Here is a 25,464-nt window from a genome sequence, read left to right as displayed (position 1 = left end):
ATTTTAAAGAAATCTTATGAATGTCATTTTTATGTAATATTTCTTTGTAAAATCGCAACACTATGTGAATAGATGGGTAGAAAAGGAGTAGTGACATGGATAATACAAAGGTGCGTGTTGAAAACGTAACAAAAGTATTCGGGAAACATCCGCAAAGGGCCCTTTCCTTATTAAAAGAAGGAAAAAGTAAATCGGAAATTTTAAAAGAGACAGGAATGAACGTTGGGGTGAAAAAAGCAACGTTTGAAGTTTACTCTGGAGAGATTTTCGTTATTATGGGTTTGTCTGGTAGCGGGAAATCTACGCTAGTTCGTATGTTAAATCAATTGATTAAACCAACTGCAGGTCATATATACATAGATGGTGAAGACATCGCAACGATGGGAAAAGAAGAGTTACGGAGAGTAAGAAGAACGAAAATGAGTATGGTATTTCAGAAATTCGCTCTATTTCCGCATCGTACAGTTATACAAAATGTTGCATATGGTTTAGAAATTCAAGGAGTTCCGGTTGAAGAGCGAGAGAAAAAAGCGTTAGAATCGCTACAGTTAGTAGGACTCGATCATCATAAAGATAATTACCCAAGTCAACTTAGTGGTGGTATGCAGCAGCGCGTTGGAATCGCAAGGGCACTAACGAATAATCCAGATGTATTACTAATGGACGAGTCATTCAGTGCATTAGATCCACTTATTCGAAAAGAAATGCAAGATGAATTGTTAGAGTTACAAGATAAAATGGAAAAAACGATTATATTTATTACGCATGATTTAGATGAAGCGCTTCGAATTGGAGATCGTATCGCATTAATGAAAGATGGAGAAATTGTCCAAATTGGAACACCAGAAGAAATTATGATGAGCCCCGCTAATGAATTTGTAGAAAAGTTTGTTGCGGACGTGAATTTAGGAAAAGTAATTACGGCTGAGTCTATTTTAAAACGACCAGAAACTTTATTAATTGATCGTGGACCTCGTGTAGCCCTTCAAATTATGAGGAATGCAGGTGTCTCAACTGTATATGTTGTAAACAAAAAGTATGAGTTTTTAGGTATATTAACTGCGGATGATGCGAGTAAAGCAGTACAAAAACAGTGGCCGATTGCTGATTTATTACTTAATGATATTCCGCATGTGTATTTGGATACTTTACTGGAAGAGACTTATGCAAAAATGGCGGAGATGAAATATCCGTTACCAGTAATCGATGAGAAGAAAAGGCTAAGAGGAATTATTAAACGTGAAAGTGTCATTCAAGCTCTTGCAGGAAACATTGAGGAAGAGGTGAAAGACGATGAATAGTATACCGCGTATTCCATTAGGGGAATGGGTCGACTCATTTGTTGCAAGTTTATATGAGCACTTTGAAGGCTTATTCCGAGGATTCTCTTATATTATTGGCGGATTTGTTGATTTACTCACTAATTTTTTAACAATAATACCTGCCATATTGATGATTATTATCTTATGTTTCCTCATTTGGTACACAACGAGGAAATTATCTTTAGTCATTTTTACGCTCATTGGATTATTATTTATTTTGAATATTAACTACTGGGCACAAACGATGCAAACATTGGCACTCGTACTTACGTCTGTTATTATTTCAATTATTGTCGGAATTCCAATTGGTATATTAGCATCTCAAAATGAACGTTTCTCAAAATTTTTAAAACCAACATTAGATTTTATGCAAACAATGCCTGCATTCGTATACCTTATTCCAGCGATTACATTTTTCGGAGTAGGTGTAGTACCTGGAATTATTGCATCAGTAATCTTTGCAATGCCACCGACAATTCGTTTTACTGACTTAGGAATTAGACAAGTTCCAGAAGATTTAATTGAAGCAGCGAATGCATTTGGATCCACAGCATCACAAAAACTATTTAAAGTACAATTACCACTTGCAACCGGAACGATTATGGCTGGTGTGAACCAAAGCATTATGCTTTCGTTATCGATGGTTGTAACAGCATCACTTGTAGGAGCTCCAGGACTTGGAGTTGATGTATATCGCTCTGTAACACAAGTTAATATCGGAATGGGATTTGAAGCTGGATTAGCTATCGTAGTAATCGCAATTATATTAGATCGAATTACACAAGGGTTCCATACGAAAAGAAAATAATGAATAAAAAACACACTTTTATAATACAAAGTGTGTTTTTTATTGCATCCAGATCACATACGAACGATAACAGAACCTCCAGCTGGTGCACAAACTTGGTTTTTTTGTTGTTCCATTGATTTAATTAATTGATTATTTTCCTCGATTAATGAGATTAATTTAGTTAATTGATTTTCAAGACTTGCAATACGCTGCATCATATATTGTGAATCATGATGCAATGTATTCCTTGCGGGATGAGGGGAATAAACATACTGTTGATTTATATTTGGATTCCAATGAGGATACATTTGAATCGTTCCTCCTTCAATAAATTACGAAGCTTTCTTATAGTAAATGCCTATGTATAATTAATAGTTACTTGAAAATTTTCCAATATAAAAGGAGTATGTACAGAAAATGGAAAATATTATATGTGAAATTACAGGACATTTTTTGGAAATATTTAAGCGAGATAGTGCGTATATTAATACATTCAAGTAAATGTATGTTATTTAGGGAGAAATGGTGGGAGGAGATGTAATTTTGGCTAAAAATAAAAAAAGAAATGATGCTTTGGCAATAGGTGTCGGTATAGGGGTTGTAATTGGTGTATTTCAAGGGCACTTTACAAATAATTTAGTAATCGGAATTGTGATTGGGATTATAATTGGGATTGCGTTTTTGAAGAAGTAATGAGATGTAAATTCATTTCAAAAATTATTGTATCAAAAGAATGAAAATTCGGAATATGAAACCTGTTTTTCCTTTTATTGTGATATTATATATGAAAAGGAAGGTGATGGATATGTCAACAAACAATCAAATAGAACAAAACTGTTTCATTTGCAAAAAACATATAGGAAATATTATAGTTCCAGGTGGAGCTATTTACGAAGATGAACTCGTTTACGTTGGACATGTCCACTGGGATAGTGAAGAAACATACCTGGGTTATGTAATGATAGATATAAAAAGACATGTACCTGGCCTTGCTGAACTAACAGATGAAGAAGCGAAAGCGTTCGGACTTATAACAAGTAGAGTAAGTAAAGCGCTAAAAGAAAGCGAAGGTGCAGAGCATATTTACACTTTTGTTTCAGGAAATGGTGTACCACATATGCATATGCACATTATTCCGCGTTATCCGAATACACCAAAAGAGTTTTGGTCACCAACCGAGATAGCGAAATGGACTGGCGCACCATATGGTGACGAAGAGAAAATAAAAAAACTATGTGAAAGAATACGAAAGTATATGGTAAATGAGTATGCATACAACAAATAATACACAATATTCATGGGTTGGAAATATAGAAATGTGTTTAGGAGAAATTTCAGTTAAACAATATGGTGATATTGTACTTGGTAAATATGGCGGGAATAAAAGTGCTGGAGCGAAAAAGAATGAAGATGGTGCATTAGTTTGGTCAAATGGTGAATGGGAATTTGCAGCTATTCTAGATGGACATAATAGTGCGGAAAGTGTTGAGTTAGTAGTAAATACAATCCAAAAAGAATATGAAAATATAAAAGTAATTTTGAATGAACCAATTAATTCAGTATTTCAGTCTGTTGAAAATCATATACTTACAATTTTTCAGTCATCTTCATTTAAGGAAAAGTGCAAAAAAATTAAAGGTGAAACAGCTTGCTTACTATGTGTAAGGAAAGAAAATTATATATGGTGGCTTTCTATCGGTGATTGTTTAGTGTATGTATTTCATGAAGAGTTACATAAGTTAGGACAATATGCATTAAATCAACGTCATTTTTACGAATGGATTGGAAATGTAAACACATTTGATTTACCTGTTCCTTGCTATTCATCAGGTATTCGTGAATTACGTACTGGAAAGAACCGAATTGTAATGGTGACAGATGGAGTATTAGAATGCGGGGAACGCCGATATGAAATACCTGTAAATTTGTATAATGCTATGAACAGAAATGATAAAACACTTAAAGAAAATATTCACAATGTTTTAGAACACGTGCATCATCAGTTGGGACGTGATAGTGCGACAATTATTAGTTGGGACGTAGAAAATAAAAGGAATGCTACGTATCCGAGTGATCAGCCGGAGAAAAGGTAAAGGAGGAAACATCACTGTTTTGGGTTAAAGGAATTTTATTAATAGTATGGATTATATCCTTAGTTGTTTTTGAAAAAGTAGTGAGGAAAAAACTAAATATACCGAAACAAACAGACTGGAATAGTAAATATGTAAACAACTTTCATAAATGGGGCACTAGGGCTCTTATTATTTCTTATATAATTTTTACGATGATATGTGCTACTTTAAATCCCGTTTATATTAGTAATTTACCCATTTTATTTTTAATAACTTTATACTGCTTTCAATCATTTATGGAGTGGAAATTTGATAAAGAATCGAGGGAATATGTCATTTCTTTAGGAACGGTTCCGCTATTAGTAATAACAGGAATTATTCTTAATTTTTTCTTTTATACCTATTGGATTTAATCATATGTGGAATGAATGGGGAGACAAAATGAAAAATCCTAAATTACGTGCTGAAGCAATGATTTTAAATGAAGATCATTCTAAAGTACTTGTACAATGCGATGAAAATGGATCATTTTATCGTTTTCCAGGTGGCTCTATTGAATTTGGTGAAACGTCAAAAGAAGCAATAATTCGAGAGTTAATAGAAGAATACGATTTGAAAGTTGATGTTCAAGAGTTAGCAATTGTAAATGAACACATTTTTGAGTGGGACAACGAAAAAGGTCATCATTGTACATTGATACATTGGGGGACTGTTGAAAAAATCATTACAAATGAAATAAGGCATAAAGAGCATGAGGATATTATATTAATTTGGAAAAGTCTAGAGGAATTACAGGAGAAGCCGACATATCCTGAAGGCATCATAAGTTATTTAGAAGGGGATAACCGTAATATAGTCCAATTTATTTCAAGTAATTAAATGAAATAACTAATAAACAAGAAACCATTTACTACTAAATGGTTTCTTGTTTATTTAAGCATTTATTTTAGTTAATATAGATGTAATGAAATTAGTTTTATCCTCTGCATACTTATGTTTATCAGTAGGATTAGCTTGTGAAAGTTGAATCTTTAACTGTTCATACTGCATGCGTGCAGTTTTATTGTCTATTAAGTAATCACGAAATTGTAATTGTTCTATTAAATATGTATTCCCTTGTTCATACATATGAATTTGATGAGTTCTTGGTTCACCTTTATTAAAATAGTATCTTTCGGGTAATACTTCTTTTCTATATTTATAGTTTAGTAGTTTTAACTTTTTAATACAATGTATACCGTCCGTATAATTTTCTAATTCAATTGCTATATCAATAATTGGCTTTGCACTTAAATATGGAATAGAAGTACTACCAATATGGTGTATCGCTAAAATATGTTCGCCAATTTGTTCCTCAATGAGTTGTTTCTCTTTCATAAACTCAATTTCCCATTCTTCAGTCCACGGCACTAAAAACACTTTCCCATACGGTAAACCTAACATTTAATTAGCATCCCTTTCAAAATAGTTTTCAAAAAGTTTATTACATTTTCTTAAAGCTTCTCAAAACAAGGTGTTCCCACAATCTCCAAGGAAGAATCTTCTTCGCAAAGATCATAAATTTCACACCTTTACCGATTGGATATCGTAAATTTGTACGCTTAGATTCAGCAATTTCTACAATTTTATTAGCAACATCTATCGGATTACCAAATGTATCACTACCGCTATTAATATGTTTTTGTATTTTATCCATATACTCTTTGTAAGGAGATGTTGTATCAGATTGGTTTTCAGCTAGTTGTTTCCCAACCTCCCATATGTTTGTGTTATAAGAACCTGGTTCAATTAAAGCAACATCTATTCCGAAAGGTTTTACTTCTAAGCGAAGCGATTCACTCCAGCCTTCTAATGCATATTTTGAAGATACATAAGGAGATAAACCAGGGAATCCAACTTGGCCGCTAATGCTGCTTATATTAATGATTTTTCCACTTCTTTGTTTTCTCATATACGGTAAGACAAGCTGGGTAATTGATATAGCTCCAAATAGGTTCGTTTCAAATTGTTTACGGTATTCCTCTACTGGAATTTCTTCTACAAAGCCGCCATTTGCATATCCTGCATTATTAACAAGTAGGTCTACTTTTTGTATTTCTTTTAAAAATAATTGGAAGTTATGTATAGAGTTTTGATCGGTTACATCTAATTGTTGAATTTTTATGTTTTGTTGTAAGTTGAGTTGAGCGGCTTGAGATAGTAAGTTCACTTGTTTTTCAAGGTTCCGCATTGTAGCAATAACTAAATAATCTTTTTTTGCGAGTTCGAGTGTAGTTAATAGTCCAAATCCACTTGAGGCTCCTGTAATTATTGCAATTTTTTTATTCATTTTCCGCCAGCTTTCTTTTTCTTTTATCATAACGAGTTATGATAAGAAAATCTATTATTCTTACATTCAGTATGAAATCAATTTGTATGTAAAAAAGGGGATTATAGGGAATGAGCGTATATAGAGTAGTGTATATTAATATGATAATGAAATGAGGGAAGAAAAATGGTCCATGTGAAGGATGTATTAGCAGATCAATTGTTGGCGAATGCAAACGATCCCAGTTGGTATATTCCATTTTCAGATGCAGTGAAAGATCTATCTGAGAGAGAAGCTTTCTGGAAACCGAATGAAGAGAGTAATAGTATAGCTGAAATTGTACAACATTTACTGTATTGGAACTCAACGTGGCAAACTAGGTATAAAGAATCAAATGTGAATGCAGTACCCGCTATTGGAGATAATAACAAAAGTTTTATGCTTTCAGATAATCAAACTTTCGATGAATTACGGGAAAAACTATTAGAAAAACTGTTACAATGGCAAAATCTTATAAATGAAGAAAAGGTTGAAAGTGATGTAGTAGGATTTCCTGTTTCTGTAAAGTGGTGGGAAGTGTTAGCGAATGTAACAACTCATAATGCATATCATATTGGCCAAATTATTTACATCCGAAAATTACAGCAGAGCTTTGATAATGAATAAAATAATAGTTCTCAAATTAGGTGAACAAAAGTGGACAAAACGAGACAGATGTCTCATTTTGTCCACTTTTTTATTATGAAAGAAAAGAGAAAACCTATTAAATCAAGGATTAGAATTTGGCACGGTACTTGCAATATAAAAGATGATCAAGAAAATAGGAGGGCTGGATATGTTAAAAACAACTGAAAGTAAAGAGAATGAAATTACGAAAGAACAAGCTTGTTGGATGTACGAAAAAATGTTAGAGATTCGTAAGTTTGAAGATAAGGTGCATGAATTGTTCGCGCAAGGCGTTTTGCCAGGTTTCGTTCATTTATACGCAGGTGAAGAAGCGGTAGCAGTTGGTGTATGTGCCCACTTAACGGATAGTGACAGTATTACAAGTACACATAGAGGTCATGGACATTGTATCGCAAAAGGTTGTGATTTAAATGGTATGATGGCTGAACTTTTCGGGAAAGCGACAGGATTATGTAAAGGTAAAGGCGGTTCCATGCATATTGCGGATTTAGATAAAGGAATGCTTGGTGCTAATGGCATTGTAGGCGGGGGGTTCCCACTTGCTTGCGGTTCAGCATTGACAGCTAAATATAAAGGAACAAAAGATGTAAGTGTTTGTTTCTTCGGTGACGGAGCAAATAATGAAGGAACATTCCATGAAGGGGTTAATTTAGCGGCGATTTGGAAGTTACCAGTTATTTTTATTGCAGAAAATAACGGTTACGGTGAAGCAACTACATTTGAATATGCTTCAAGTTGTGATTCTATTGCGGATCGTGCAAAAGCTTATAATATTCCAGGCGTTCAAGTAGATGGAAAAGATCTTCTAGCTGTATATAAAGCTGCTGCAGAAGCAGTGGAACGTGCGCGTAATGGTGATGGTCCAACAATTATTGAATGTATGACATATCGTAATTACGGTCATTTTGAAGGTGAAGCGCAAACATATAAAACATCAGAAGAAAAAGAAGAACATTTAAATGAAAAAGATGCGATTGTGAATTTCCGTAAGCATTTAATTCATGAAGGTTTATTAACGGAATCTGAACTTGTTGATATGGAAAAAGCAGTAGATGATGCAGTACAAAGATCCATTGAATTTAGTGAAAATAGTCCATACCCAGACGATGAAGAATTATTAAAAGATGTATACGTTTCTTACAAATAAGAGGAGGGTGAAAAAATATGACTAGAACAGTAAGTATGTCAACTGCAATTAATGAAGCAATGAAAATCTCAATGCGTCGTGATGAAAATGTAATTTTAATAGGTGAAGACGTTGCAGGCGGTGCACAAGTTGATCATCTGCAAGATGATGAAGCTTGGGGTGGTGTTCTTGGTGTTACGAAAGGACTTGTACAAGAGTTTGGCCGAAATCGTATATTGGATACACCAATTTCTGAAGCGGGTTATATGGGAGCTGCGATGGCAGCTGCTGCAACTGGGTTACGTCCGATAGCTGAATTAATGTTTAATGATTTTATCGGTAGTTGTCTTGATCAAGTATTAAACCAAGGTGCAAAATTCCGCTATATGTTTGGTGGTAAAGCGAAAGTGCCAGTTACGGTACGTACGATGCACGGTGCAGGTTTTAGCGCAGCTGCACAACATTCACAAAGTTTGTATGCCTTATTTACGAGCATTCCAGGTATAAAAGTTGTCGTTCCTTCTACTCCATATGACGCAAAAGGCTTATTATTAGCGGCAATTGAAGATGACGACCCGGTAATCTTCTTTGAAGATAAAACACTTTACAATATGAAAGGTGAAGTGCCGGAAGGGTATTATACAATTTCTTTAGGAAAAGCAGATATTAAACGAGAAGGTTCTGATGTAACAATTGTCGCAATCGGAAAACAAGTTCATACAGCACTTGCAGCTGCAAAGCAATTATCGAAAAAGGGGCTTGAAGTAGAAGTAATTGATCCACGATCTTTATCACCGCTTGATGAAGATACTATTTTATCATCTGTTGAAAAAACAAATCGTCTTATCGTTATTGACGAAGCGAATCCAAGATGTAGTATCGCAACAGATATTGCGGCAATTGTAGCGGATAAAGGTTTTGATTTGTTAGATGCACCTATTAAACGAATTACAGCACCACATACACCTGTTCCGTTCTCACCACCACTTGAAAAGTTGTATTTGCCAACACCAGAAAAAGTAATTGAAACTGTATCAGAAATGATTGGAGACCAATCTTTATTACATGTGTAATAAAACGATGAGAAGGGAGAGAGACACATGGCTGTAGAAGTTGTAATGCCGAAGTTAGGTATGGCGATGAAAGAAGGTATTATTACGAGCTGGAATATTAAAGCAGGCGATAATGTAGCAAAAGGAGAACTAATTGCTAGTATTAATTCAGAAAAAATTGAAACGGAAATTGAAGCGCCAGCTGATGGTACGGTACTTGATATAGCTGTAAGTGAAGATGAAGGAGTGCCGCCTGGTACTGTAATTTGCTACATCGGTAAACCAAATGAAAAAGTAGAAATGCAGGAAAGCACACATGTGGTAGAAGAAAAAACATCTAATATAGAAGTACAAAATCAAGAACCAAATGGGAAAGAAGTAGCGAAGCAAAGAATTAAAATTTCACCTGTAGCGAAGAAAATTGCAAAGTCTGAAAATCTGGATATCAAGGCATTAGTTGGTACAGGTCCTGGCGGAAGGATTACAAAGGCAGATGTATTAAAGGCGCTAGAAGAAAGAGTAGCAAATCCAGAAGTACCTGAACAAGAAGAAAGTACAGTCGTTCCTGTTACTGGTATGAGAAAAGCAATTGCGAGTCGTATGCATGCAAGCTTACAAAATAGTGCGCAATTAACGTTAACGATGAAAGTAGATGTTACAGATTTAGTTGCATTACATAAAGACATAGCGGAAGTTGTGCAAAAACGATACGAAAACAAACTAACCATTACGGATTTCGTTTCTCGTGCTGTTGTATTAGCACTTAGAGAGCATAAAGAAATGAACAGCGCTTATATAGATGATGCCATTCATCAATTTGAACCTGTGCATTTAGGCATGGCAGTCGCATTAGAAAAAGGATTAGTCGTTCCAGCTATTCGCTTTGCAAATAATTTATCTTTAGTAGAGTTGTCTAAAGAGATTAAGGATATGGCACAAAAGGCGCGAGCAGGTAGCTTAAGTAGTGATGATATGCATGGAACGACATTTACAATTAGTAATTTAGGTAGCTTTGGTATTGAATATTTCACACCTGTATTAAATACACCTGAGACTGGTATTTTAGGTATTGGCGCAATTGAACATGTTCCTGTATATAAAGGGAAAAAAATTAAAAAAGGTAGTATGTTACCTTTAAGTTTAACATTCGATCATCGTGTACTAGACGGTGCACCAGCAGCAGCATTTTTACGCACAATTAAACATTATTTAGAAGAACCTATAACAATTCTTTTATAAAGAGGAGGTGAGAGAATGAGTAAACTAGTTGTAATTGGAGGCGGACCAGCTGGATATGTAGCGGCAATTACCGCGGCTCAAAATGGAAAAGAGGTCACTCTTATTGATGAAGCTGACCTTGGCGGAACGTGTTTAAATGTTGGGTGTATGCCGACGAAATCACTGTTAGAAAGTGCTGAAGTACATGACATTGTGAGAAAAGCGAATGATTATGGGGTTACGCTTAATACAGGAAGTATATCAATTGATTGGGATCAAATACAGGCGAGGAAATCACAAATCGTAATGCAACTCGTCCAAGGAATACAATATTTAATGAAGAAAAATAAAATTAAAGTTGTAAAAGGAAAAGCGAAATTCGAAACGGATCATCGTGTGCGAGTTGTACAAGGAAATAAAGAAGAAGTAGTTGATGGAGAGAGCTTTATTATCGCAGCTGGTTCCGAACCTACAGAATTACCATTCGCTCCGTTTGATGGACAATGGATTTTAAATAGTAGCCATGCGATGTCTCTTAAGGGTGTACCATCTTCATTGTTAATCGTTGGCGGTGGTGTAATAGGATGTGAGTTTGCAAGTATTTATAGTCGCCTTGGGACAAAAGTTACGATTGTTGAAATGGCACCGCAATTATTACCAGGTGAAGATGAAGATATCGCACATATTTTAAGAGAGAAATTAGAAAGTGATGGCGTAGAAATATTTACAGGAGCTGCTTTAAAAGGATTAAATAATTATAAGAAGCAAGCTTCATTTGAATATGAAGGTAGTATCCAAGAAGCTAACCCGGAATATGTTCTCATTTCTGTCGGCCGAAAACCACGTGTACAACAATTAGATTTAGAAAAAGCAGGGGTTCAGTTTTCAAATAAAGGGATTGCTGTGAACGAACATATGCAAACGAACGTATCACATATTTACGCAGCTGGTGATGTGATCGGTGGAATTCAGCTTGCTCACGTTGCCTTCCATGAAGGAACGAAAGCAGCATTACACGCAAGTGGAGAAGACGTGAAAGTAAATTATCACGCTGTGCCTCGATGTATATACACAGCTCCAGAAATAGCTAGTGTCGGGTTAAGTGAAAAAGGTGCAAGAGAACAATATGGTGATATTCTCATCGGAGAATTTCCTTTTACAGCGAACGGAAAAGCTCTTATTTTAGGAGAACAAGTAGGGAAAGTAAAAGTCATTGTGGAACCTAAATACCAAGAAATTGTAGGGATTTCTATTATCGGTCCTTATGCAACTGAACTTATTGGTCAAGGAACCGTAATGATTCATACAGAAGTTACCGCTGATATAATGAGAGATTATATTGCAGCACATCCAACTTTATCTGAGGCGATTCATGAAGCGTTAATGCAAGCGGTAGGACATGCTGTACATGCTTAGAGGGAAATATAATAAACCACTATTCTCTAAATAAATAAGAGAATAGTGGTTTGACTTTTAATAATACCTTATTACTATTTAATTTCAATCGCTGAAGTAATATCGTTCCAATCAGCAGCTAAATTAGCAGTTTTACCGTACCAATCAGCATGTTTAAATAAAACGCCTTTTCCATATCCTTGTGTTGAAGTGTGCTCCCAAAGTGTCGTTGAATAACTTGCAGAAGGTGACGCTGTACTTACAGAAGAAATTCTGTCATTCCAGCTAGATGGTAAGTTTTTAAAGCCGCTACTCCAGTAAATATATTGGCCACCTTTATCTTTATGTTCATAAAAATCAGTACTACCAGCACCGCTACCTAAAGGATTAATTTTATTTTTAATTGCTTTTTTATCCTTTTCAATATACGCATCTAATGTTTCACGGCTAGTAAAACCATAAGCTAGCCAATCTCCATTTTCATTTTGCTCTGGTAATACCATAGTAATTTGGATATCTTTCTTATCCTGATCACTTAATTTTGCAAATGAATTAACATTTTGTTCATCCACTTTTAAATAATCAAATGACTTAATTGTGTTACTTTTTTCTTCAGCACTTACCGCACCTAGTCCTCCAGTTAGTGCAAAACCCGCTACTAATGTCCCTGCTACTAATTTCTTCAACATATAACCATCCCTTTTTGTTTGAATTTTTGTACAGGTGAATCTTGTACAGCTAAAATGTATTCTAATTTTATACTTTTGTAAATATTCTGAAGTTTTAGAAATAATAGGCGGAATATTTATAGTTTTACATTTTTTCTTTAGAAAGAATGGTTATTGGAATGATACAATAAGTGGATATATTGTTTTTACTGGATGTAAAGATGTTTTAGGAGAGGTGTCATTGAAATATTTTACAAGAGATTGGTATAAAGAAATGCAAGTTTTAGAATTTGTAAGTTTTATAGATTCTATAAAAGAATGGTCGGAAATGGAGAAAAGGAAAATAGATTTATTAAAATTCCTTCCTGAATCGATATACTCAATTATACAAAACATCACAACTAATTCAAAATACCCATCAGGTGAACTGAAAAAACGTATGCAAAAGTGGACAGCAGATTATGAGAAAAGAGTGGCACAATTAGATCAATTATACGTAGAATATTTTAATTCCATTGAGAAAAAACTTCCGTCAAATGTCGCTCAGTTACACAAGACATCACTACACGATAGTGTAATTAAAGTAGTAAAGAGAAAGTCAGAAGATACTTTGTCTATCATATTAGATTGCAGTGGTACTTTTAGTGAATTTGATAAACTTGAAGTAACCTTTATCCCGCATTAACGGGCAGTAAGACACCCACCTCAAAATGCAGCGAAAACAAAGAAGTTAGGTGGGGATCAACTGCCCGTAAAGCCCGATTGGTTAGAGCTAATAATCAGTGGGGGATGAACAAAACCCCCGCTGATTAAAGTTTCACTTTATAGGAGTAACAAAGTGTTCTATGCCGGAAAACTTTGAAGATGCTTGGTGGTTATATCATGAAATAGCTCTTACTGAAGATGGTTTTGAACTAGGTGTTTTATTTGACTGTCCATTTAGAGAAGTGACGATTTGCGCGGCAGATGCATTACTTGTGAAGAAATAACTTTTTATGGAGCATTACAAACGTTTGACATAATAAAAAAATAAAGTTATTGTAGAGACATGAAGTCTACAATAGGGGCTGTACTATGAAATATTCTAAAGCTACAAATTATGCTCTTCATACAATACTTTTTCTGGCAAAGGCTACACCAAATAAGTTAGTTAGTGTTCACCAATTAGCAGAAATGCAAAATGTTTCACCAACGTACTTGTCTAAAATACTAACTAAGTTGACGAAGGAAGGGATGATACATTCATCATCTGGTCCAAAGGGCGGTTACTCGCTTAGTAAGAATTGGGAAGATATTTCATTTTTAGATATTATACATGCAATTGAAGGTAAAACATCATTGTTTGAATGTTGTTTACATGACAAACCTGGATGTTTAATTAATGAAGTAATGCTTGCAGCAGAAGAGAAAATGGAAGAAGAGTTACGAAATCAAAAAATCGTAGATCTTGCGAAAAAAATAAAAGTGGATTTTTAATCTGCTTTTATTTTTAAATTAATTAAGGATAAAAAGACTCTTTGATATCTTTAATTGTAGTTAGAAAATGATATGAAGAAGGAGAGAAGATGATGACTAAATTTTGGAATGATCGATATAAATCAGATGAATATTTTTACGGGGAAGAACCTAATACATTTATTAAAGAACAAGCATTTCGTTTAGCAAATCACAATAAAGTAATAGCTTTCGCGGAGGGAGAAGGTAGAAATGCTGTATTTCTAGCAAGACAAGGGAACGAAGTAACAGCTATTGATTATTCGGAAGATGGATTAGAGAAGACAAAAAAATTGGCAGAGAAGCATAATGTAAACGTGCATACAAAAAAAGTAGATTTATTAGCTGATAGTTTGCCAGAAAATGAATATGATGCAGCAATTATGGTATTTGGACATTTTCATGATGATTATAAAAAAATGATATTAGGTAAAATGATACAAACGATAAAGCCTGGTGGTTTAATTATGTTTGAGGTTTACTCAAAAAAACAAATAAACTATAGTACTGGTGGACCAAAAGATGTTGATATGCTGTATGATCCAATTGATATTCTTACTTGGTGTGAAGAACATAAGGTAATTCATTTCTTTAATGGAGAACAAGAGCGAGTTGAAGGGAAAGGGCACACTGGTTTAGCTGATGTTATTCAAGTTGTTATTAGAAAATGAATATAAGTGTTAATGAAAGGTAAATGTATGAATGTAAAAAGACCAGTCATGTAAGACTGGTCTTTCTATTTAGATACTAAATTATCAAGCTTCCAATATGTATCTGTTAACGGCGCAGCTTTGCTATCTATGTATAAATACATATTATTTAAATCTTTTGGTGAAGTTTTCAGTTCAAACACAACGTCAGTAGTTAAAGAGAATTCGTGTGGAACATTTTTATAGTGCTCGTCATCTATCGGATGAGCTTCACCTTCATATTTCTGACCAGTTTTTTCATCTTGTATGAAATATTTTATTTCCGAAAGATCAATAGTTTGTCCATCGTCCCGAACATTATTAATCATAACACGAGTAGTAAGGCGCCGCTCTTTGTCTATTTTTTCAAACTTTGCATTTTCAACTGTCGCTCTATAGTATTCGTTTTTAACTATTTCTCCATAGTGCATTGCATTCTTTTCGAGAGCGCTCTTTTCTTGTTTTGATGTAGTATTGCTATTACATCCTGTCAATATTCCAGTAAATAATAATGCTGTACATGTCGTTTTGATTAATGATTTCATAGTAATCCCTTTCTGTGTTAAAAAGTAAAATATAGGAATAATTTTACATCAATAGGAAGGTGAATGGAAGTATTTTTGCGTAATATACAGATATACATTTATTTAGTTGTCAAGTTAACAGGATAGAAAGAGGGAGAAGACTGTATAAAACGGAATAAATAAGAATTGAAAATATTGTAAAACAGAAGAGGCATGCATATAATTAAAATAAAGTTTAAGTTTCTGAATCTTCAATAACGGTGGTGATAACATGTTTACTGAAGAGCGTCGAGAGAAAATTTTAGAACTACTTAATACAGATGGAAGAGTAATCGCAAAGGATCTTGCGGAAAGATTTGATATGTCTATTGATTCTATAAGAAGAGATTTGTCTATTATGGAAAAGGATGGTTTATTAAAAAGAACGCACGGAGGTGCAATTGAACTTACGCGAGTGAGAAATTTAGCCGCGGAACCAGCTAAACGTTATAGTGATAGCTCAATATATGAGGACACAATTGCAAGAGTTGCGGTATCTTATATACAAGAAGGTGATTCAATTTTTATTGGCGGGGCTTCCACTCATAATGCGATGCTGAAATATTTACCGGAAGTATCATTTACGGTTATTACGAATTCTATAGAAATAGCTGGTTATCTACGAGAATATAAGAATATTGATACGTATTTAATTGGCGGAAAAGTAAAACCTTCAGGGAATATTACTGATACACTTGCCTCTGAATTGATAAGTAGATTTTCTATTGATCTTTATTTCTCTACAGGTGGAGGCATTTCATTACAAGGTATTAGTACTGCAACACCTGAAGTTGCTTATTTTAGTAAAAGAGTAAGTGAAATTGCTAGAAGAAATATTTGTTTAGCTCCGCATAATAAACTTGGAATAGATTGTTTTATAAGAGGAGAGTCTTTAAAAGAAATTGACATTATTATAACTGACGAACAGGCGAGTAAAGAAACTGTTCAGGACTTTGAGAAACAAGGTAAACAAGTTGTAATAGCGCCATTATATTGATTTGAAAGGAGTTTGACATGATTGTAAAAGAGCAAGAGTTTCATATAAATGGATTAACTTATACAATTCGTTCTGCAGCTGAGAAAGATGCTGAGCAGTTATCAAAAATTAGAGTTCAGATTGATGGAGAAACTGAAAATATGGATAGAGATGCTGGAGAGGGATTTATAGATGACCTAGGGTTTCAAAAAATAATAAAAACAGATAGTGAAGAAACGAAGAATCTCTTTTTAGTTGCAGAAGTGCACAATCGAATCGTTGGATTTTCAAGGTGTGAAGGATCAAATTTTAAGAGATTATCTCATAAAGTGGAGTTTGGTGTTTGCATTTTAAAAGAGTTTTGGGGATATAGAATGGGGAAGAGCCTATTACAACAATCTATTAAATGGGCTGACGAAAATGCAGTAAATAAAATATCTTTACAAGTATTAGAGACAAACGAGAAAGCTATTCATCTTTATAAAAAATTAGGTTTTGAAGTAGAAGGCATTTTGAAAAATGACAAAAGACTATCGGATGGAAAGTATTATAATACGGTAGTGATGGGAAGATTTACTAATACTTTTCATGAAAGAGGTGAAGAAGTATGTTTTACAGAAGGAAGTACTATGTAGTGAAAAATGAATTCATAGAAGTATTTAATGATCATTTCAATCACACAAACTTACCTAATCAGTTAAAGCATGGTTCTAGGCTAATAGGACGCTGGATGAAAGATAATAAGAATGGTACGTATGAAGTATTTGCCATATGGGAATATGATAGTTATGAACAGTATAAAGAAATAGAATCGAAAATTAGAAGTGACGAGAGGCATATTAAAAGAATACATGAATGGTATGAAAACCATGGCGGGAAAGAATATGTTTTACAGGAGTACATAGTAGAGATGAAAAATGAAGAGTTAGTATGTACTGTAAAGTAACAGAGGGGTGAGGGATAATAGAAATTAGAACAAAATTATATTTTAGTTTAGCATCCACTATTTTATTTGCGATAGCCGTGATTGTTTTCTTTATAAATGGTAATCCACAAAAGTGGTTTTGGTTATGTATTTTCTTTGCGTCCATTATACAAAATATAGTGCTACTAAAAAAGAATAAAGAAATGCATTAGGATATTCAAATTATTAACATATTTGTGTCGTCTTGCTAGTTTTATTGAAAACGCTTTTATTCAGTTTTATAATAAAAGTATGTTTTATAAATCTCCAAAACAATTAAAAGGGAGATGATACAATGTTAGCTTCACCGTTTTACTTACATACATGGAAAAAGTTTATTGATGAAGGAGTCCTTGATTCGAACCGTATAAACGAAAGAATTTCAGAATCATGGTACCGATGTAAACAAGCAAATGTGAATCCTCATATGAGTAAAGGTCAGAAAATTTTGTCTTCTGTTTTTTTTCAAGAACAAAAGAAAAAGAGTGAAATTTTCCTTGATATAGCATTACCTCAAATACAAAATATGAGAAAAACCATTGATGAACTACAAATGATGGCATTATTAATCGATCCAGATGGTTATGTTCTATCGTTAAGTGGAAATAAACAAACGTTAAAGCGAGCGAAACATATTAATTTTATTGAAGGTGTAAAATGGACGGAAGCAGCTGTTGGCACAAATGCAATTGGAACAGCGCTAGAAATTGAAGAAGCTATTATGATAAGTGGTACTGAACATTACTCCGTGGTATCTCATAGCTGGAGTTGTGCGGCCGCTCCCATTCATAACGATGACGGGAAATTAATTGGTGTTCTAAATTTCTCATGTCCAATTGAATTTTCGCATCCATATATGCTCGGTATGGTAACTTCAATGGCACATGCAATAGAACGTGAATGTAGCATAAGAGTTCATCAAAATGAATTACACTTAATCCATCGTTTTTTAGATGTCATTGATAGTGATGAACAAGTAGTTATTTGTAATCATCGTGATGTTATCGTTTCTGCGAGTAAGAGCGTTCGTGAACGAATAAATAATTGGTCAAGAATGAAACTTGAAGAGTTAATGCACCATGGATTGGAAACTAAATTAGAGATACCAGTATATAGTAATGAAAGAATGATTGGGAAATGTATGTATTTAAAGGAAAATAAACAAATGAATACATATTCTGCTCTCACATTTATAAAAGGGATTACTTTTTCAGGAGTTACCGGGACAAGCAGAGCATTTCAACACACACTAGAAGAAATTAAGCTTGTTTCACCGACTGATGCTAGTGTGTATGTATGTGGTGAGACAGGAGTAGGAAAGGAATATGTTGCGAGAGCGATTCATGAAAATAGTCCAAGAAAAGACGGGCCCTTTATAGCTGTTAACTGCGGTTCTTTGCCTAAAGAATTAATGGAAAGTGAATTGTTCGGTTATGCTGAAGGTGCATTTACAGGTGCGCGACGTCAAGGATATAAAGGGAAATTTGAACAAGCAAACGGAGGAACATTATTTTTAGATGAAATTGGTGAAGTACCACCAGAGATGCAAGTAGCATTATTGCGTGTTTTACAAGAACGCACAATAACTCCAATTGGGAGTTCAAAATCGGTACCAGTAAATATTCGTATTATTACTGCCACACATAAAGATTTACTACGGTTAGTAGAAGAAGGGAAATTCCGTCAAGATTTATATTATCGTTTGCACGTTTATCCGTTATATGTTCCATCGTTAATAGAAAGAAAAGAGGATATCCCATATTTTATACAACACTTTTGCGAACGGAAGAATTGGAATGTTGTATTTCCAAAGAGTATATACAATCAATTTTTACAACATACATGGCCCGGAAATATTCGGGAACTAGTAAATGTATTAGAACGCATTTACATTTTGTCGCAAGGACGGGAAATATGCGAAAAACAAGTAGTTTTTTTGTTACAAACAATGAGGGGAAATCAACAACAACTTGAGTTACAAGTTGAAAATAAAACAGAACATACATTACATTTTCGCGAAAAAATACAGCGTGATAGCATGATTGAAGCATTACAAAAGACAAATGGAAATGTTTCGTTAGCTGCAAAACTATTAAATGTACCCCGTAGTACATTTTATAAGCGAATGCAAAAATATAAGTTATAAAGTAGATTTTTGTAATCTACTTTTTCTTTGTGGGCTCATGTTCTGTCGGAATGTGCGCTTACCGGGGAAATAATAGAATTGTTAGAAGGGAAATTTCCTAATGGAGGTTAGTGTGTGAAGTACATTGAAATTGGAATCGGGAATAGGTGGTTTGTTCGAACGGAAACTGAAAATAAAGATGGGACTGAATTTGAAGAACGAGGTATTATAAAACCTATTTATTTTGAGTCATTATACGTACGTATTTGGTTTCGGAAAACTTGTTTTATTTTTGATACGAAAGAGGGTTTTAAGAAAGATAAGAAGAGAAGGGTTGAATATAAATTTATTGTTGGAATTGTAAGTAGACTGAATAAAGAAAAAGTGGGCTAACATGCGTAGTTATATTGGACAGGAAATTCTTTTGACTTATATCAAATTCATGAAAAGCACATTTACTAAATATAAATTGTTAATAAAATCGCTAAGAAAACTTAGCGGTTTCTTTTTAAAAAGGGAGGGTTTGCGTATGAATAGGATCGTAACTGTTTTACTTGCAATTATTATAATGGGGTATTCCATTTATAGTTGGAATGATACTTCGGAACTGAGTATGCTAATTTTACAAACGCTTTTAGGGTTTATGTTAGTTAGCTTAGGCGTGCAAAATTTAAAAAATAACCGAAAAGAAAATAGAAGTATAGGAATTGCTTTACTACTCGTGGCTTTGTTTTTAATTGTTGTATCTTTAATAAAATATTTTATATGAATAAGTTTTTAAATTAATAAAAAATGATTATTTATTGAATCCCCCTCACAATAAAAAGTTGAAATTCTACTTGTATTTCACTATATAAAATATGGCATAATGATTTAGTTAAAATAGAAATGGATAGGGTATTTGAGAGGGGCAGTATAATGAGTTTTGCAATTGAAATAGTAATAAAAGCACCATTGGATGTTGTATGTGACTACATAATAGAAGATGAAAAAATAAAAGAATGGAATACGTTTATAATAGAAAATCGCTATCCTTCAAATATGGATAAAGAGAATCCACGTGTAGGAGATAAATATATTACTGTTCAAAAAGTCGGTAAGAAAATATTCGAGGCTGAAGTAGAAATCCTTGAATACGATGCACCGCATATTATTTCACTTGGTAGTGAAATGAAGCAAGGATATTCAGCAATGACTTATATGTTAGAAGAAGATGAGGAAGGTACAGCACTAACAGTAATTTCAGAATATGAACCTAGTAATTTTTATTATAAAATTATGTATAAGTTAACAGGCTGGATATCACGAGGTATAACTATGGAACAAATGGAGCGTCTAGCAGAATGTGTAGAAACTGCTTATAATAAAGAAAATTAATATTAAAGAAATATTAAGGGGAAAACGTTACTCAAAGGATTGAGTAACGTTTTTATTATTTTAAGATTTTTCATTGGAAATCTTAAAAGCTCTTTTTTATATTTCTTTATCAATACAAAATCTCTTTGTTATCCAATAAGTAAGTTCAGAAGAGGTAAGGTTATGTTCTCTTTTCTTACCTTGGAAAATACGGTATATGTATGTCTCATATGTATGTCTCAATGGAAGGAAAAAAATGACCTGTTTTATTACCTTTTTCCCAGTCAATTATTTTAGTAAGAGTTTCCCACTTTACTTTTTCTTGATGAGCTTTAATAAGTTCATTTAAAAACTTTAAGCTAGTATGCTGTTTTGTAGCACCTAAAAATGATAGAAAACTATTTACTAGTTGTTCTTGAGACATTTTCTTGTCCTTTCTATATAGGAATTGTTATTGGTATTATTATACAATAGATGTCAGGAAATAAAGGTATTTACTAATGAAGTGGGGGAGAATTTTATGTCTATGTCGCTATATTATAAAAAAATCCGTGAGCAATTAGGAGATGAACTAATATTCATGCCAAGTGTAGCTGCTGTTATAAAAAATGGGCAGGGAGATATTTTGTTTCAATATCCTGGCGGGGAATACTGGAGTTTGCCAGCTGGAGCAATTGAACTTGGGGAAACTCCAGAAGAAGCAGTAATTCGGGAAGTTTGGGAAGAAACAGGATTGGAAGTACAAGTAAAAAAACAAAAAGGAGTATTTGGAGGAGAAAAGTACCGCCATATATATCCGAATGGTGATGAAGTAGAATATATTGTTGTTGTGTTTGAGTGTGAAGTTACTAGTGGCGAGTTAAGATCGATAGATGACGAATCGTTAAAACTAAAATATTTCCCTTTATCTGAAAAGCCCCTTTTAGCATTGCCATACCCAGATAAAATATTTTTATAAATGTAAAATAGCACACCGTATTTATTACAGGTGTGCTATTTATATAACCCCGTCGTATACATTTCCGTCAATGTATGTATTATCTCTTCTAACTCTAATTTTTTATCATTTTTCACAATCGTCCAAAGAAACATCTCATTCATTGCGAACCAAGCACGTGCTACAATTTCTTTATTTAATTCAGGCTGTGCTAATCCACTTTCTTGAGAGTATGTAATATCCTGCGTAATATTGTTTATGAAGCGTTCCCGTATCTCGTCCCAGTTTTGACGTATCTCTTTTGATAATCCGATTGCTTCTTCTACAACTTGTAAAATAGCTCGTTCTTTCTTTGCTAGTTGTAGAAATGCTCTAACTTGATTTTGAATCATTTTATGTGCTTCTTCCTTCGTTTGAGGCAAAAAGGAGCGCTTGGTAATATCATAAAATTGATTCATAACATCTTCCATTAAAACGATAAGGAGATTATCTTTGTTTTTAAAGTATACATATGCTGTACCATATCCGGTTTCTGCATGTTTAATAATTTGTGTAATTGTCGTTTTTTGAAATCCGTTACGTATAAAAATAGTGTAACCAGAGTGTAATAGTTTCTTCTTGGTTTCTAAGGAGCGGTGTTTTCTTGATGAAAGGGTACTGTTTTTCAAAGAATCACCTCTTTATACTGAAATATCTGAAAATATAACTGTATTGTAAAAGAAATTCATATATAAAGTCAACTGACATAATATCATTGACGTCGTATCAATTGAGGTGATATATTTCAATTAGTTAGAATAAAAAGAAAATTAAGAGAAGGTGACACCATGTATAAAGAACCATTTCAACCGAATTATGAATATGCGCTTGAATGTGATAAACATGATGAACTGAAAGATTTTCAAACTGAATTCTATAAAAAAGAAGGAACGATATATTTAGATGGAAACTCATTAGGACTACTTTCAAAAAGAGCAGAGAAATCGTTACTTACTTTGCTAGATTCATGGAAAGAGTATGGCATTGACGGCTGGACAGAGGGTGAGCATCCGTGGTTTTTCCTCTCGGAGAAATTAGGTGAGTTGACTGCACCTCTTATTGGAGCTTTACCAGAAGAAACTATTGTAACCGGTTCCACAACGACAAATATACACCAAGTGATTGCCACATTTTATGAGCCGAAAGGAATACGTACAAAAATTCTTGCGGATGAATTAACATTCCCGTCAGATATATATGCACTTCAAAGTCAAATTCGTTTAAAAGGATTAGATCCAGATGAACATTTAGTAAGAGTGAAAAGCAGAGATGGTAGAACACTTTCTGAAGAAGATATTATCCATGCGATGGAAGATGATATCGCTTTAATTTTATTACCTTCTGTTTTATATAGAAGTGGTCAAATTCTTGATATGAAACGTTTAACAACGGAAGCTCATAAACGCGGTATTCATATTGGATTTGATTTATGCCATTCAATAGGATCTATTCCGCATCATTTCAAAGATTGGGATGTCGATTTTGCTGTTTGGTGCAATTATAAATATTTAAATGCAGGACCGGGTGGCGTTGCAGGAATTTATGTAAATAGTAAACATTTTAATAGACTGCCAGGGTTGTCTGGATGGTTTAGTTCTAGAAAAGATAAGCAGTTTGATATGGAGCATACATTAACAGCTGCCGATCATGCAGGTGCTTATCAAATTGGTACACCGCACGTATTAAGTACAGCACCTTTAATTGGTTCTCTTGAAATGTTTAAAGATGCTGGTATTGAACGTTTACGCGAAAAATCTTTACATATTACAAGATATATGCTGAATTTAATTGATCACGAATTAAAAGATTTCGGATTTACAATTGGAAATCCATTAGAGGATGAAAAACGTGGCGGGCACATATATTTAGAACATGCAGAAGCAGCACGTATTTGTAAAGCGCTAAAAGCAAATGGAGTTATCCCTGATTTCCGAGCACCTAATGGAGTAAGACTGGCGCCGGTCGCTTTATATAACACATATGAAGAAGTGTGGAAATCTGTACAAATATTAAAGAAAATTATGAAAGAAGAAGAGTATAAACAGTTTGAAAATAAGCGAGAGGTTGTGGCATAAGCATGAAAACATCAGAGTGGATTGATATTTCACAACCGCTAAATAATGATATTGCAACGTGGCCAGGAGACACACCGTTCTCATATGAAGTTTCATGGTCAAAAGAAGAAAGTGGCTCGGTAAATGTTGGAAAGTTAACGATGAGTATTCATACAGGCACTCATATTGATGCACCATTTCATTTTGATAATGATGGAAAGAAAGTATTGGATTTAGATGTTCAAGTTTATGTTGGCCCAGCACGGATTATTGACGTTTCTAATCTTGAAAGCATCGGGGAAAAGGAATTAGAAAGCTTTCATTTAGAAGGTGTAGAACGATTATTATTACGTACATCTTCACATGGAAAAGCTGAAGAATTTCCAGATGTGATCCCTCATTTACGTGCAGACATAGCACCTTTTCTTTCGGAGAAAGGTATTCGTTTAATCGGAGTAGATGTACCATCAGTTGATCCGCTAGATGATAAAGAATTAGCAGCGCATCATCAATTATTTAAACATGGAATTCATATTTTAGAAAATGTCGTACTAGATCATGTAGCAGACGGTGATTATGAATTGATTGCATTACCACTTGCATTAACTGATGCAGATGGAAGTCCAGTTCGAGCCGTTATTAGACCAATATAAGTAGAATCATATAAAAGGGGCGTTTGGCTAATATGAAAGAAAATGAAAAAGTAATTATGGAAAAAGGGATTCATACGGATTTTAAAGAGAATATGACGTATGGGGAATATTTACAATTAGATAGTTTACTATCTTCTCAAAAAAGATTATCAGACCATCATGATGAAATGTTATTTATCGTTATTCATCAAGCAAGTGAGCTTTGGATGAAGCTCATTTTACATGAGCTAAATGCGGCGATTGAATCTATTAAACAAGATAAATTACAACCAGCTTTTAAAATGTTAGCACGTGTATCAAAAATTCAGTCTCAAATTATTCAATCTTGGGATATTCTTGCGACATTAACACCATCAGAATATATTGAGTTTCGTGATTCACTCGGTCAAGCTTCAGGTTTTCAATCGTATCAATATCGTATGATTGAGTATGCACTTGGCTATAAAACGCCACATGCATTAAAAATTTATGAAAAGGATCCAGAATTACATGCACGACTTCATAAAGCGCTACATGCACCAAGTCTATATGATGTCGCGATTCAAGCATTAGTAAAAGAAGGATTCCTTATTCATAAAGATGTGTTAAACCGTGATATTACGCAGCCTTATGAAGAAGATGCAACAGTAGAAGCAGCATGGTTAGAAGTGTATGCGGATGTGAAAAAATATTGGAACTTATATCAGCTTGCTGAAAAATTGATTGATATTGAAGACTGGCTACAACAATGGCGTTTCCGTCATATGAAAACAGTAGAAAGAATTATTGGACATAAAATGGGTACAGGTGGATCCTCCGGTGTTTCTTATTTAAAGCGAGTACTTGATCAACAATTCTTCCCAGAGCTTTGGAATGTTCGTACGAAATTATAAAAATAAACCTGTCAGTTCATTATGGCTGACAGGTTTATTTTTATTTGAGCACAATTATGTTTAAAATGAAGGAACAAGATATAATAAATGGATTAACTATTTAA

The 25,464-nt window shown here is 33.9% G+C and carries 31 protein-coding genes and 3 pseudogenes; 27 read left to right on the top strand and 7 right to left on the bottom strand.

The genetic code is table 11. The features are described from left to right. Window positions 1–95 precede the first annotated feature (95 nt). Window positions 96–1,301 carry a quaternary amine ABC transporter ATP-binding protein gene (locus EBQ15_RS06525; protein ID WP_000370606.1) on the top strand — a complete coding sequence of 402 codons (1,206 nt, stop codon included), beginning with the start codon at window positions 96–98 and terminating at the stop codon, window positions 1,299–1,301. Next, window positions 1,294–2,130, top strand: a complete 837-nt coding sequence (locus EBQ15_RS06520) for an ABC transporter permease (protein ID WP_001084760.1) — start codon at window positions 1,294–1,296, stop codon at window positions 2,128–2,130. Before EBQ15_RS06525 ends, EBQ15_RS06520 begins: the two co-directional genes overlap by 8 nt. 53 nt (window positions 2,131–2,183) lie before the next feature. Here EBQ15_RS06520 and EBQ15_RS06515 read toward each other — a convergent pair whose 3' ends face one another. Further along, on the bottom strand, window positions 2,184–2,420 hold the full coding sequence (locus EBQ15_RS06515; RefSeq protein ID WP_000283222.1) for a hypothetical protein: 237 nt from the start codon (window positions 2,418–2,420) through the stop codon (window positions 2,184–2,186). A 217-nt stretch (window positions 2,421–2,637) separates the two neighbouring features. Here EBQ15_RS06515 and EBQ15_RS06510 point away from each other — a divergent pair, with 217 nt between their 5' ends. The 5 genes from EBQ15_RS06510 (at window position 2,638) to EBQ15_RS06490 (ending at window position 5,063) form a co-directional block, all read left to right on the top strand. Beyond that, on the top strand, window positions 2,638–2,805 hold the full coding sequence (locus EBQ15_RS06510; RefSeq protein WP_000508470.1) for a glycine zipper domain-containing protein: 168 nt from the start codon (window positions 2,638–2,640) through the stop codon (window positions 2,803–2,805). A gap of 91 nt (window positions 2,806–2,896) precedes the next feature. After that, complete coding sequence (locus EBQ15_RS06505; protein ID WP_002005170.1) at window positions 2,897–3,397, top strand: HIT family protein; 501 nt, start codon at window positions 2,897–2,899, stop codon at window positions 3,395–3,397. Then, on the top strand, window positions 3,381–4,205 hold the full coding sequence (locus EBQ15_RS06500; protein WP_000557604.1) for a PP2C family serine/threonine-protein phosphatase: 825 nt from the start codon (window positions 3,381–3,383) through the stop codon (window positions 4,203–4,205). Before EBQ15_RS06505 ends, EBQ15_RS06500 begins: the two co-directional genes overlap by 17 nt. Window positions 4,206–4,258: 53 nt before the next feature. Continuing rightward, on the top strand, window positions 4,259–4,597 hold the full coding sequence (locus EBQ15_RS06495) for a DUF4181 domain-containing protein (RefSeq protein WP_074628857.1): 339 nt from the start codon (window positions 4,259–4,261) through the stop codon (window positions 4,595–4,597). A gap of 28 nt (window positions 4,598–4,625) precedes the next feature. Continuing rightward, on the top strand, window positions 4,626–5,063 hold the full coding sequence (locus EBQ15_RS06490) for an NUDIX domain-containing protein (RefSeq protein ID WP_000795352.1): 438 nt from the start codon (window positions 4,626–4,628) through the stop codon (window positions 5,061–5,063). 54 nt (window positions 5,064–5,117) lie between these two features. On the opposite strand, the gene EBQ15_RS06485 is transcribed toward EBQ15_RS06490, so the two are convergent. Both EBQ15_RS06485 and EBQ15_RS06480 read right to left on the bottom strand, forming a co-directional pair. Further along, window positions 5,118–5,627 carry a GrpB family protein gene (locus EBQ15_RS06485; protein WP_000901215.1) on the bottom strand — a complete coding sequence of 170 codons (510 nt, stop codon included), beginning with the start codon at window positions 5,625–5,627 and terminating at the stop codon, window positions 5,118–5,120. A 40-nt stretch (window positions 5,628–5,667) separates the two neighbouring features. Next, window positions 5,668–6,513 (bottom strand): oxidoreductase, encoded by an 846-nt coding sequence (locus EBQ15_RS06480; protein WP_001034801.1) that lies wholly within the window; start codon window positions 6,511–6,513, stop codon window positions 5,668–5,670. A 165-nt stretch (window positions 6,514–6,678) separates the two neighbouring features. On the opposite strand from EBQ15_RS06480, the gene EBQ15_RS06475 reads away from it, so the two are divergent. The 5 genes from EBQ15_RS06475 (at window position 6,679) to lpdA (ending at window position 11,991) form a co-directional block, all read left to right on the top strand. Then, window positions 6,679–7,158 carry a DinB family protein gene (locus EBQ15_RS06475; protein WP_000233783.1) on the top strand — a complete coding sequence of 160 codons (480 nt, stop codon included), beginning with the start codon at window positions 6,679–6,681 and terminating at the stop codon, window positions 7,156–7,158. A gap of 169 nt (window positions 7,159–7,327) precedes the next feature. Further along, a complete protein-coding gene (gene acoA / locus EBQ15_RS06470) occupies window positions 7,328–8,326 on the top strand; it encodes an acetoin:2,6-dichlorophenolindophenol oxidoreductase subunit alpha (protein ID WP_000921259.1) in 999 nt (332 codons plus the stop codon). A gap of 17 nt (window positions 8,327–8,343) precedes the next feature. Then, entirely contained in the window at window positions 8,344–9,378 is a 1,035-nt protein-coding gene (gene acoB, locus EBQ15_RS06465) for an acetoin:2,6-dichlorophenolindophenol oxidoreductase subunit beta (RefSeq protein WP_000198907.1), read from the top strand. A 27-nt stretch (window positions 9,379–9,405) separates the two neighbouring features. Continuing rightward, window positions 9,406–10,596: a dihydrolipoamide acetyltransferase family protein gene (locus EBQ15_RS06460; protein WP_000257769.1), complete on the top strand. Its 1,191-nt coding sequence runs from the start codon at window positions 9,406–9,408 to the stop codon at window positions 10,594–10,596. Between the two features lie 15 nt (window positions 10,597–10,611). Then, on the top strand, window positions 10,612–11,991 hold the full coding sequence (gene lpdA / locus EBQ15_RS06455; protein ID WP_000041214.1) for a dihydrolipoyl dehydrogenase: 1,380 nt from the start codon (window positions 10,612–10,614) through the stop codon (window positions 11,989–11,991). Window positions 11,992–12,065: 74 nt separating this feature from the next. On the opposite strand, the gene EBQ15_RS06450 is transcribed toward lpdA, so the two are convergent. Next, window positions 12,066–12,659, bottom strand: a complete 594-nt coding sequence (locus EBQ15_RS06450) for a hypothetical protein (protein ID WP_000914434.1) — start codon at window positions 12,657–12,659, stop codon at window positions 12,066–12,068. A 220-nt stretch (window positions 12,660–12,879) separates the two neighbouring features. Here EBQ15_RS06450 and EBQ15_RS06445 point away from each other — a divergent pair. The 4 genes and pseudogenes from EBQ15_RS06445 to EBQ15_RS06430 all read left to right on the top strand — a co-directional run. Beyond that, window positions 12,880–13,308: pseudogene (locus tag EBQ15_RS06445) on the top strand (DUF4085 family protein); the annotation flags it as partial. Window positions 13,309–13,459: 151 nt separating this feature from the next. Beyond that, window positions 13,460–13,627: pseudogene (locus tag EBQ15_RS06440) on the top strand (DUF4085 family protein); the annotation flags it as partial. Between the two features lie 85 nt (window positions 13,628–13,712). Beyond that, window positions 13,713–14,114, top strand: a complete 402-nt coding sequence (locus tag EBQ15_RS06435; protein WP_000877642.1) for an Rrf2 family transcriptional regulator — start codon at window positions 13,713–13,715, stop codon at window positions 14,112–14,114. An 89-nt stretch (window positions 14,115–14,203) separates the two neighbouring features. Further along, window positions 14,204–14,803, top strand: coding sequence for a class I SAM-dependent methyltransferase (locus EBQ15_RS06430; protein ID WP_001999933.1), 600 nt, complete (start codon window positions 14,204–14,206; stop codon window positions 14,801–14,803). A gap of 65 nt (window positions 14,804–14,868) precedes the next feature. Here the strand turns inward: EBQ15_RS06430 and EBQ15_RS06425 are convergent, their stop codons facing one another. Next, complete coding sequence (locus tag EBQ15_RS06425; RefSeq protein WP_000838469.1) at window positions 14,869–15,366, bottom strand: hypothetical protein; 498 nt, start codon at window positions 15,364–15,366, stop codon at window positions 14,869–14,871. A gap of 250 nt (window positions 15,367–15,616) precedes the next feature. On the opposite strand from EBQ15_RS06425, the gene EBQ15_RS06420 reads away from it, so the two are divergent. The 7 genes from EBQ15_RS06420 to EBQ15_RS06390 all read left to right on the top strand — a co-directional run bounded on the left by EBQ15_RS06420 (window position 15,617) and on the right by EBQ15_RS06390 (window position 20,826). After that, a complete protein-coding gene (locus tag EBQ15_RS06420) occupies window positions 15,617–16,381 on the top strand; it encodes a DeoR/GlpR family DNA-binding transcription regulator (protein WP_000493640.1) in 765 nt (254 codons plus the stop codon). 17 nt (window positions 16,382–16,398) lie between these two features. Then, complete coding sequence (locus tag EBQ15_RS06415; protein ID WP_000635675.1) at window positions 16,399–16,995, top strand: GNAT family N-acetyltransferase; 597 nt, start codon at window positions 16,399–16,401, stop codon at window positions 16,993–16,995. Next, window positions 16,968–17,306, top strand: coding sequence for an NIPSNAP family protein (locus EBQ15_RS06410; RefSeq protein ID WP_000499985.1), 339 nt, complete (start codon window positions 16,968–16,970; stop codon window positions 17,304–17,306). Before EBQ15_RS06415 ends, EBQ15_RS06410 begins: the two co-directional genes overlap by 28 nt. A 313-nt stretch (window positions 17,307–17,619) precedes the next feature. Further along, window positions 17,620–19,470, top strand: a complete 1,851-nt coding sequence (locus EBQ15_RS06405; protein ID WP_000881383.1) for a sigma-54-dependent Fis family transcriptional regulator — start codon at window positions 17,620–17,622, stop codon at window positions 19,468–19,470. A 114-nt stretch (window positions 19,471–19,584) separates the two neighbouring features. Beyond that, window positions 19,585–19,842, top strand: coding sequence for a DUF3977 family protein (locus EBQ15_RS06400; RefSeq protein WP_000873842.1), 258 nt, complete (start codon window positions 19,585–19,587; stop codon window positions 19,840–19,842). Between the two features lie 136 nt (window positions 19,843–19,978). Continuing rightward, window positions 19,979–20,218, top strand: a complete 240-nt coding sequence (locus tag EBQ15_RS06395; RefSeq protein WP_001080076.1) for a DUF3953 domain-containing protein — start codon at window positions 19,979–19,981, stop codon at window positions 20,216–20,218. Window positions 20,219–20,367: 149 nt separating this feature from the next. Then, complete coding sequence (locus tag EBQ15_RS06390) at window positions 20,368–20,826, top strand: SRPBCC family protein (RefSeq protein ID WP_000006409.1); 459 nt, start codon at window positions 20,368–20,370, stop codon at window positions 20,824–20,826. Between the two features lie 208 nt (window positions 20,827–21,034). Here the strand turns inward: EBQ15_RS06390 and EBQ15_RS31980 are convergent. Then, window positions 21,035–21,229: pseudogene (locus EBQ15_RS31980) on the bottom strand (hypothetical protein); the annotation flags it as partial. Window positions 21,230–21,325: 96 nt separating this feature from the next. Between EBQ15_RS31980 and EBQ15_RS06375 the strand changes: the two are divergent. After that, window positions 21,326–21,763, top strand: a complete 438-nt coding sequence (locus EBQ15_RS06375; RefSeq protein WP_000062914.1) for an NUDIX domain-containing protein — start codon at window positions 21,326–21,328, stop codon at window positions 21,761–21,763. 35 nt (window positions 21,764–21,798) lie between these two features. On the opposite strand, the gene EBQ15_RS06370 is transcribed toward EBQ15_RS06375, so the two are convergent. After that, a complete protein-coding gene (locus EBQ15_RS06370; protein WP_000798556.1) occupies window positions 21,799–22,410 on the bottom strand; it encodes a TetR/AcrR family transcriptional regulator in 612 nt (203 codons plus the stop codon). Between the two features lie 159 nt (window positions 22,411–22,569). Here EBQ15_RS06370 and kynU point away from each other — a divergent pair, with 159 nt between their 5' ends. Genes kynU through kynA form a run of 3 tightly spaced genes read left to right on the top strand, consistent with a single transcriptional unit; the run spans window position 22,570 to window position 25,360 of the window. Then, on the top strand, window positions 22,570–23,856 hold the full coding sequence (kynU, locus tag EBQ15_RS06365; protein ID WP_000276259.1) for a kynureninase: 1,287 nt from the start codon (window positions 22,570–22,572) through the stop codon (window positions 23,854–23,856). A gap of 2 nt (window positions 23,857–23,858) precedes the next feature. Then, on the top strand, window positions 23,859–24,488 hold the full coding sequence (gene kynB / locus EBQ15_RS06360) for an arylformamidase (protein WP_000858060.1): 630 nt from the start codon (window positions 23,859–23,861) through the stop codon (window positions 24,486–24,488). 32 nt (window positions 24,489–24,520) lie between these two features. Further along, window positions 24,521–25,360 (top strand): tryptophan 2,3-dioxygenase, encoded by an 840-nt coding sequence (gene kynA / locus EBQ15_RS06355; RefSeq protein WP_000661953.1) that lies wholly within the window; start codon window positions 24,521–24,523, stop codon window positions 25,358–25,360. The last annotated feature ends 104 nt before the right edge of the window (window positions 25,361–25,464 follow it).

This window comes from Bacillus sp. 2D03, assembly GCF_003946765.1.
Taxonomy (GTDB): domain Bacteria; phylum Bacillota; class Bacilli; order Bacillales; family Bacillaceae_G; genus Bacillus_A; species Bacillus_A cereus.
Note: the sequence above shows the minus strand (reverse complement) of the source record. Positions and strands in the feature narration are given on the sequence as shown.

What these genes read in the sequence shown, in the direction of transcription:
- EBQ15_RS06415 (WP_000635675.1), top strand. Translation starts at nt 16,399, where the DNA reads ATGATTGTAAAAGAGCAAGAGTTTCATATAAATGGATTAACTTATACA.
- EBQ15_RS06460 (WP_000257769.1), top strand. Translation starts at nt 9,406, where the DNA reads ATGGCTGTAGAAGTTGTAATGCCGAAGTTAGGTATGGCGATGAAAGAA.
- EBQ15_RS06405 (WP_000881383.1), top strand. Translation starts at nt 17,620, where the DNA reads ATGTTAGCTTCACCGTTTTACTTACATACATGGAAAAAGTTTATTGAT.
- EBQ15_RS06520 (WP_001084760.1), top strand. Translation starts at nt 1,294, where the DNA reads ATGAATAGTATACCGCGTATTCCATTAGGGGAATGGGTCGACTCATTT.
- EBQ15_RS06480 (WP_001034801.1), bottom strand. Translation starts at nt 6,513, where the DNA reads ATGAATAAAAAAATTGCAATAATTACAGGAGCCTCAAGTGGATTTGGA.
- EBQ15_RS06410 (WP_000499985.1), top strand. Translation starts at nt 16,968, where the DNA reads ATGTTTTACAGAAGGAAGTACTATGTAGTGAAAAATGAATTCATAGAA.
- kynA (WP_000661953.1), top strand. Translation starts at nt 24,521, where the DNA reads ATGAAAGAAAATGAAAAAGTAATTATGGAAAAAGGGATTCATACGGAT.
- EBQ15_RS06450 (WP_000914434.1), bottom strand. Translation starts at nt 12,659, where the DNA reads ATGTTGAAGAAATTAGTAGCAGGGACATTAGTAGCGGGTTTTGCACTA.
- EBQ15_RS06420 (WP_000493640.1), top strand. Translation starts at nt 15,617, where the DNA reads ATGTTTACTGAAGAGCGTCGAGAGAAAATTTTAGAACTACTTAATACA.
- EBQ15_RS06505 (WP_002005170.1), top strand. Translation starts at nt 2,897, where the DNA reads ATGAAAAGGAAGGTGATGGATATGTCAACAAACAATCAAATAGAACAA.
- EBQ15_RS06395 (WP_001080076.1), top strand. Translation starts at nt 19,979, where the DNA reads ATGAATAGGATCGTAACTGTTTTACTTGCAATTATTATAATGGGGTAT.
- acoB (WP_000198907.1), top strand. Translation starts at nt 8,344, where the DNA reads ATGACTAGAACAGTAAGTATGTCAACTGCAATTAATGAAGCAATGAAA.
- EBQ15_RS06500 (WP_000557604.1), top strand. Translation starts at nt 3,381, where the DNA reads ATGCATACAACAAATAATACACAATATTCATGGGTTGGAAATATAGAA.
- EBQ15_RS06485 (WP_000901215.1), bottom strand. Translation starts at nt 5,627, where the DNA reads ATGTTAGGTTTACCGTATGGGAAAGTGTTTTTAGTGCCGTGGACTGAA.
- acoA (WP_000921259.1), top strand. Translation starts at nt 7,328, where the DNA reads ATGTTAAAAACAACTGAAAGTAAAGAGAATGAAATTACGAAAGAACAA.
- EBQ15_RS06475 (WP_000233783.1), top strand. Translation starts at nt 6,679, where the DNA reads ATGGTCCATGTGAAGGATGTATTAGCAGATCAATTGTTGGCGAATGCA.
- EBQ15_RS06390 (WP_000006409.1), top strand. Translation starts at nt 20,368, where the DNA reads ATGAGTTTTGCAATTGAAATAGTAATAAAAGCACCATTGGATGTTGTA.
- EBQ15_RS06375 (WP_000062914.1), top strand. Translation starts at nt 21,326, where the DNA reads ATGTCTATGTCGCTATATTATAAAAAAATCCGTGAGCAATTAGGAGAT.
- kynB (WP_000858060.1), top strand. Translation starts at nt 23,859, where the DNA reads ATGAAAACATCAGAGTGGATTGATATTTCACAACCGCTAAATAATGAT.
- EBQ15_RS06435 (WP_000877642.1), top strand. Translation starts at nt 13,713, where the DNA reads ATGAAATATTCTAAAGCTACAAATTATGCTCTTCATACAATACTTTTT.
- EBQ15_RS06490 (WP_000795352.1), top strand. Translation starts at nt 4,626, where the DNA reads ATGAAAAATCCTAAATTACGTGCTGAAGCAATGATTTTAAATGAAGAT.
- EBQ15_RS06525 (WP_000370606.1), top strand. Translation starts at nt 96, where the DNA reads ATGGATAATACAAAGGTGCGTGTTGAAAACGTAACAAAAGTATTCGGG.
- kynU (WP_000276259.1), top strand. Translation starts at nt 22,570, where the DNA reads ATGTATAAAGAACCATTTCAACCGAATTATGAATATGCGCTTGAATGT.
- lpdA (WP_000041214.1), top strand. Translation starts at nt 10,612, where the DNA reads ATGAGTAAACTAGTTGTAATTGGAGGCGGACCAGCTGGATATGTAGCG.
- EBQ15_RS06425 (WP_000838469.1), bottom strand. Translation starts at nt 15,366, where the DNA reads ATGAAATCATTAATCAAAACGACATGTACAGCATTATTATTTACTGGA.
- EBQ15_RS06430 (WP_001999933.1), top strand. Translation starts at nt 14,204, where the DNA reads ATGATGACTAAATTTTGGAATGATCGATATAAATCAGATGAATATTTT.
- EBQ15_RS06515 (WP_000283222.1), bottom strand. Translation starts at nt 2,420, where the DNA reads ATGTATCCTCATTGGAATCCAAATATAAATCAACAGTATGTTTATTCC.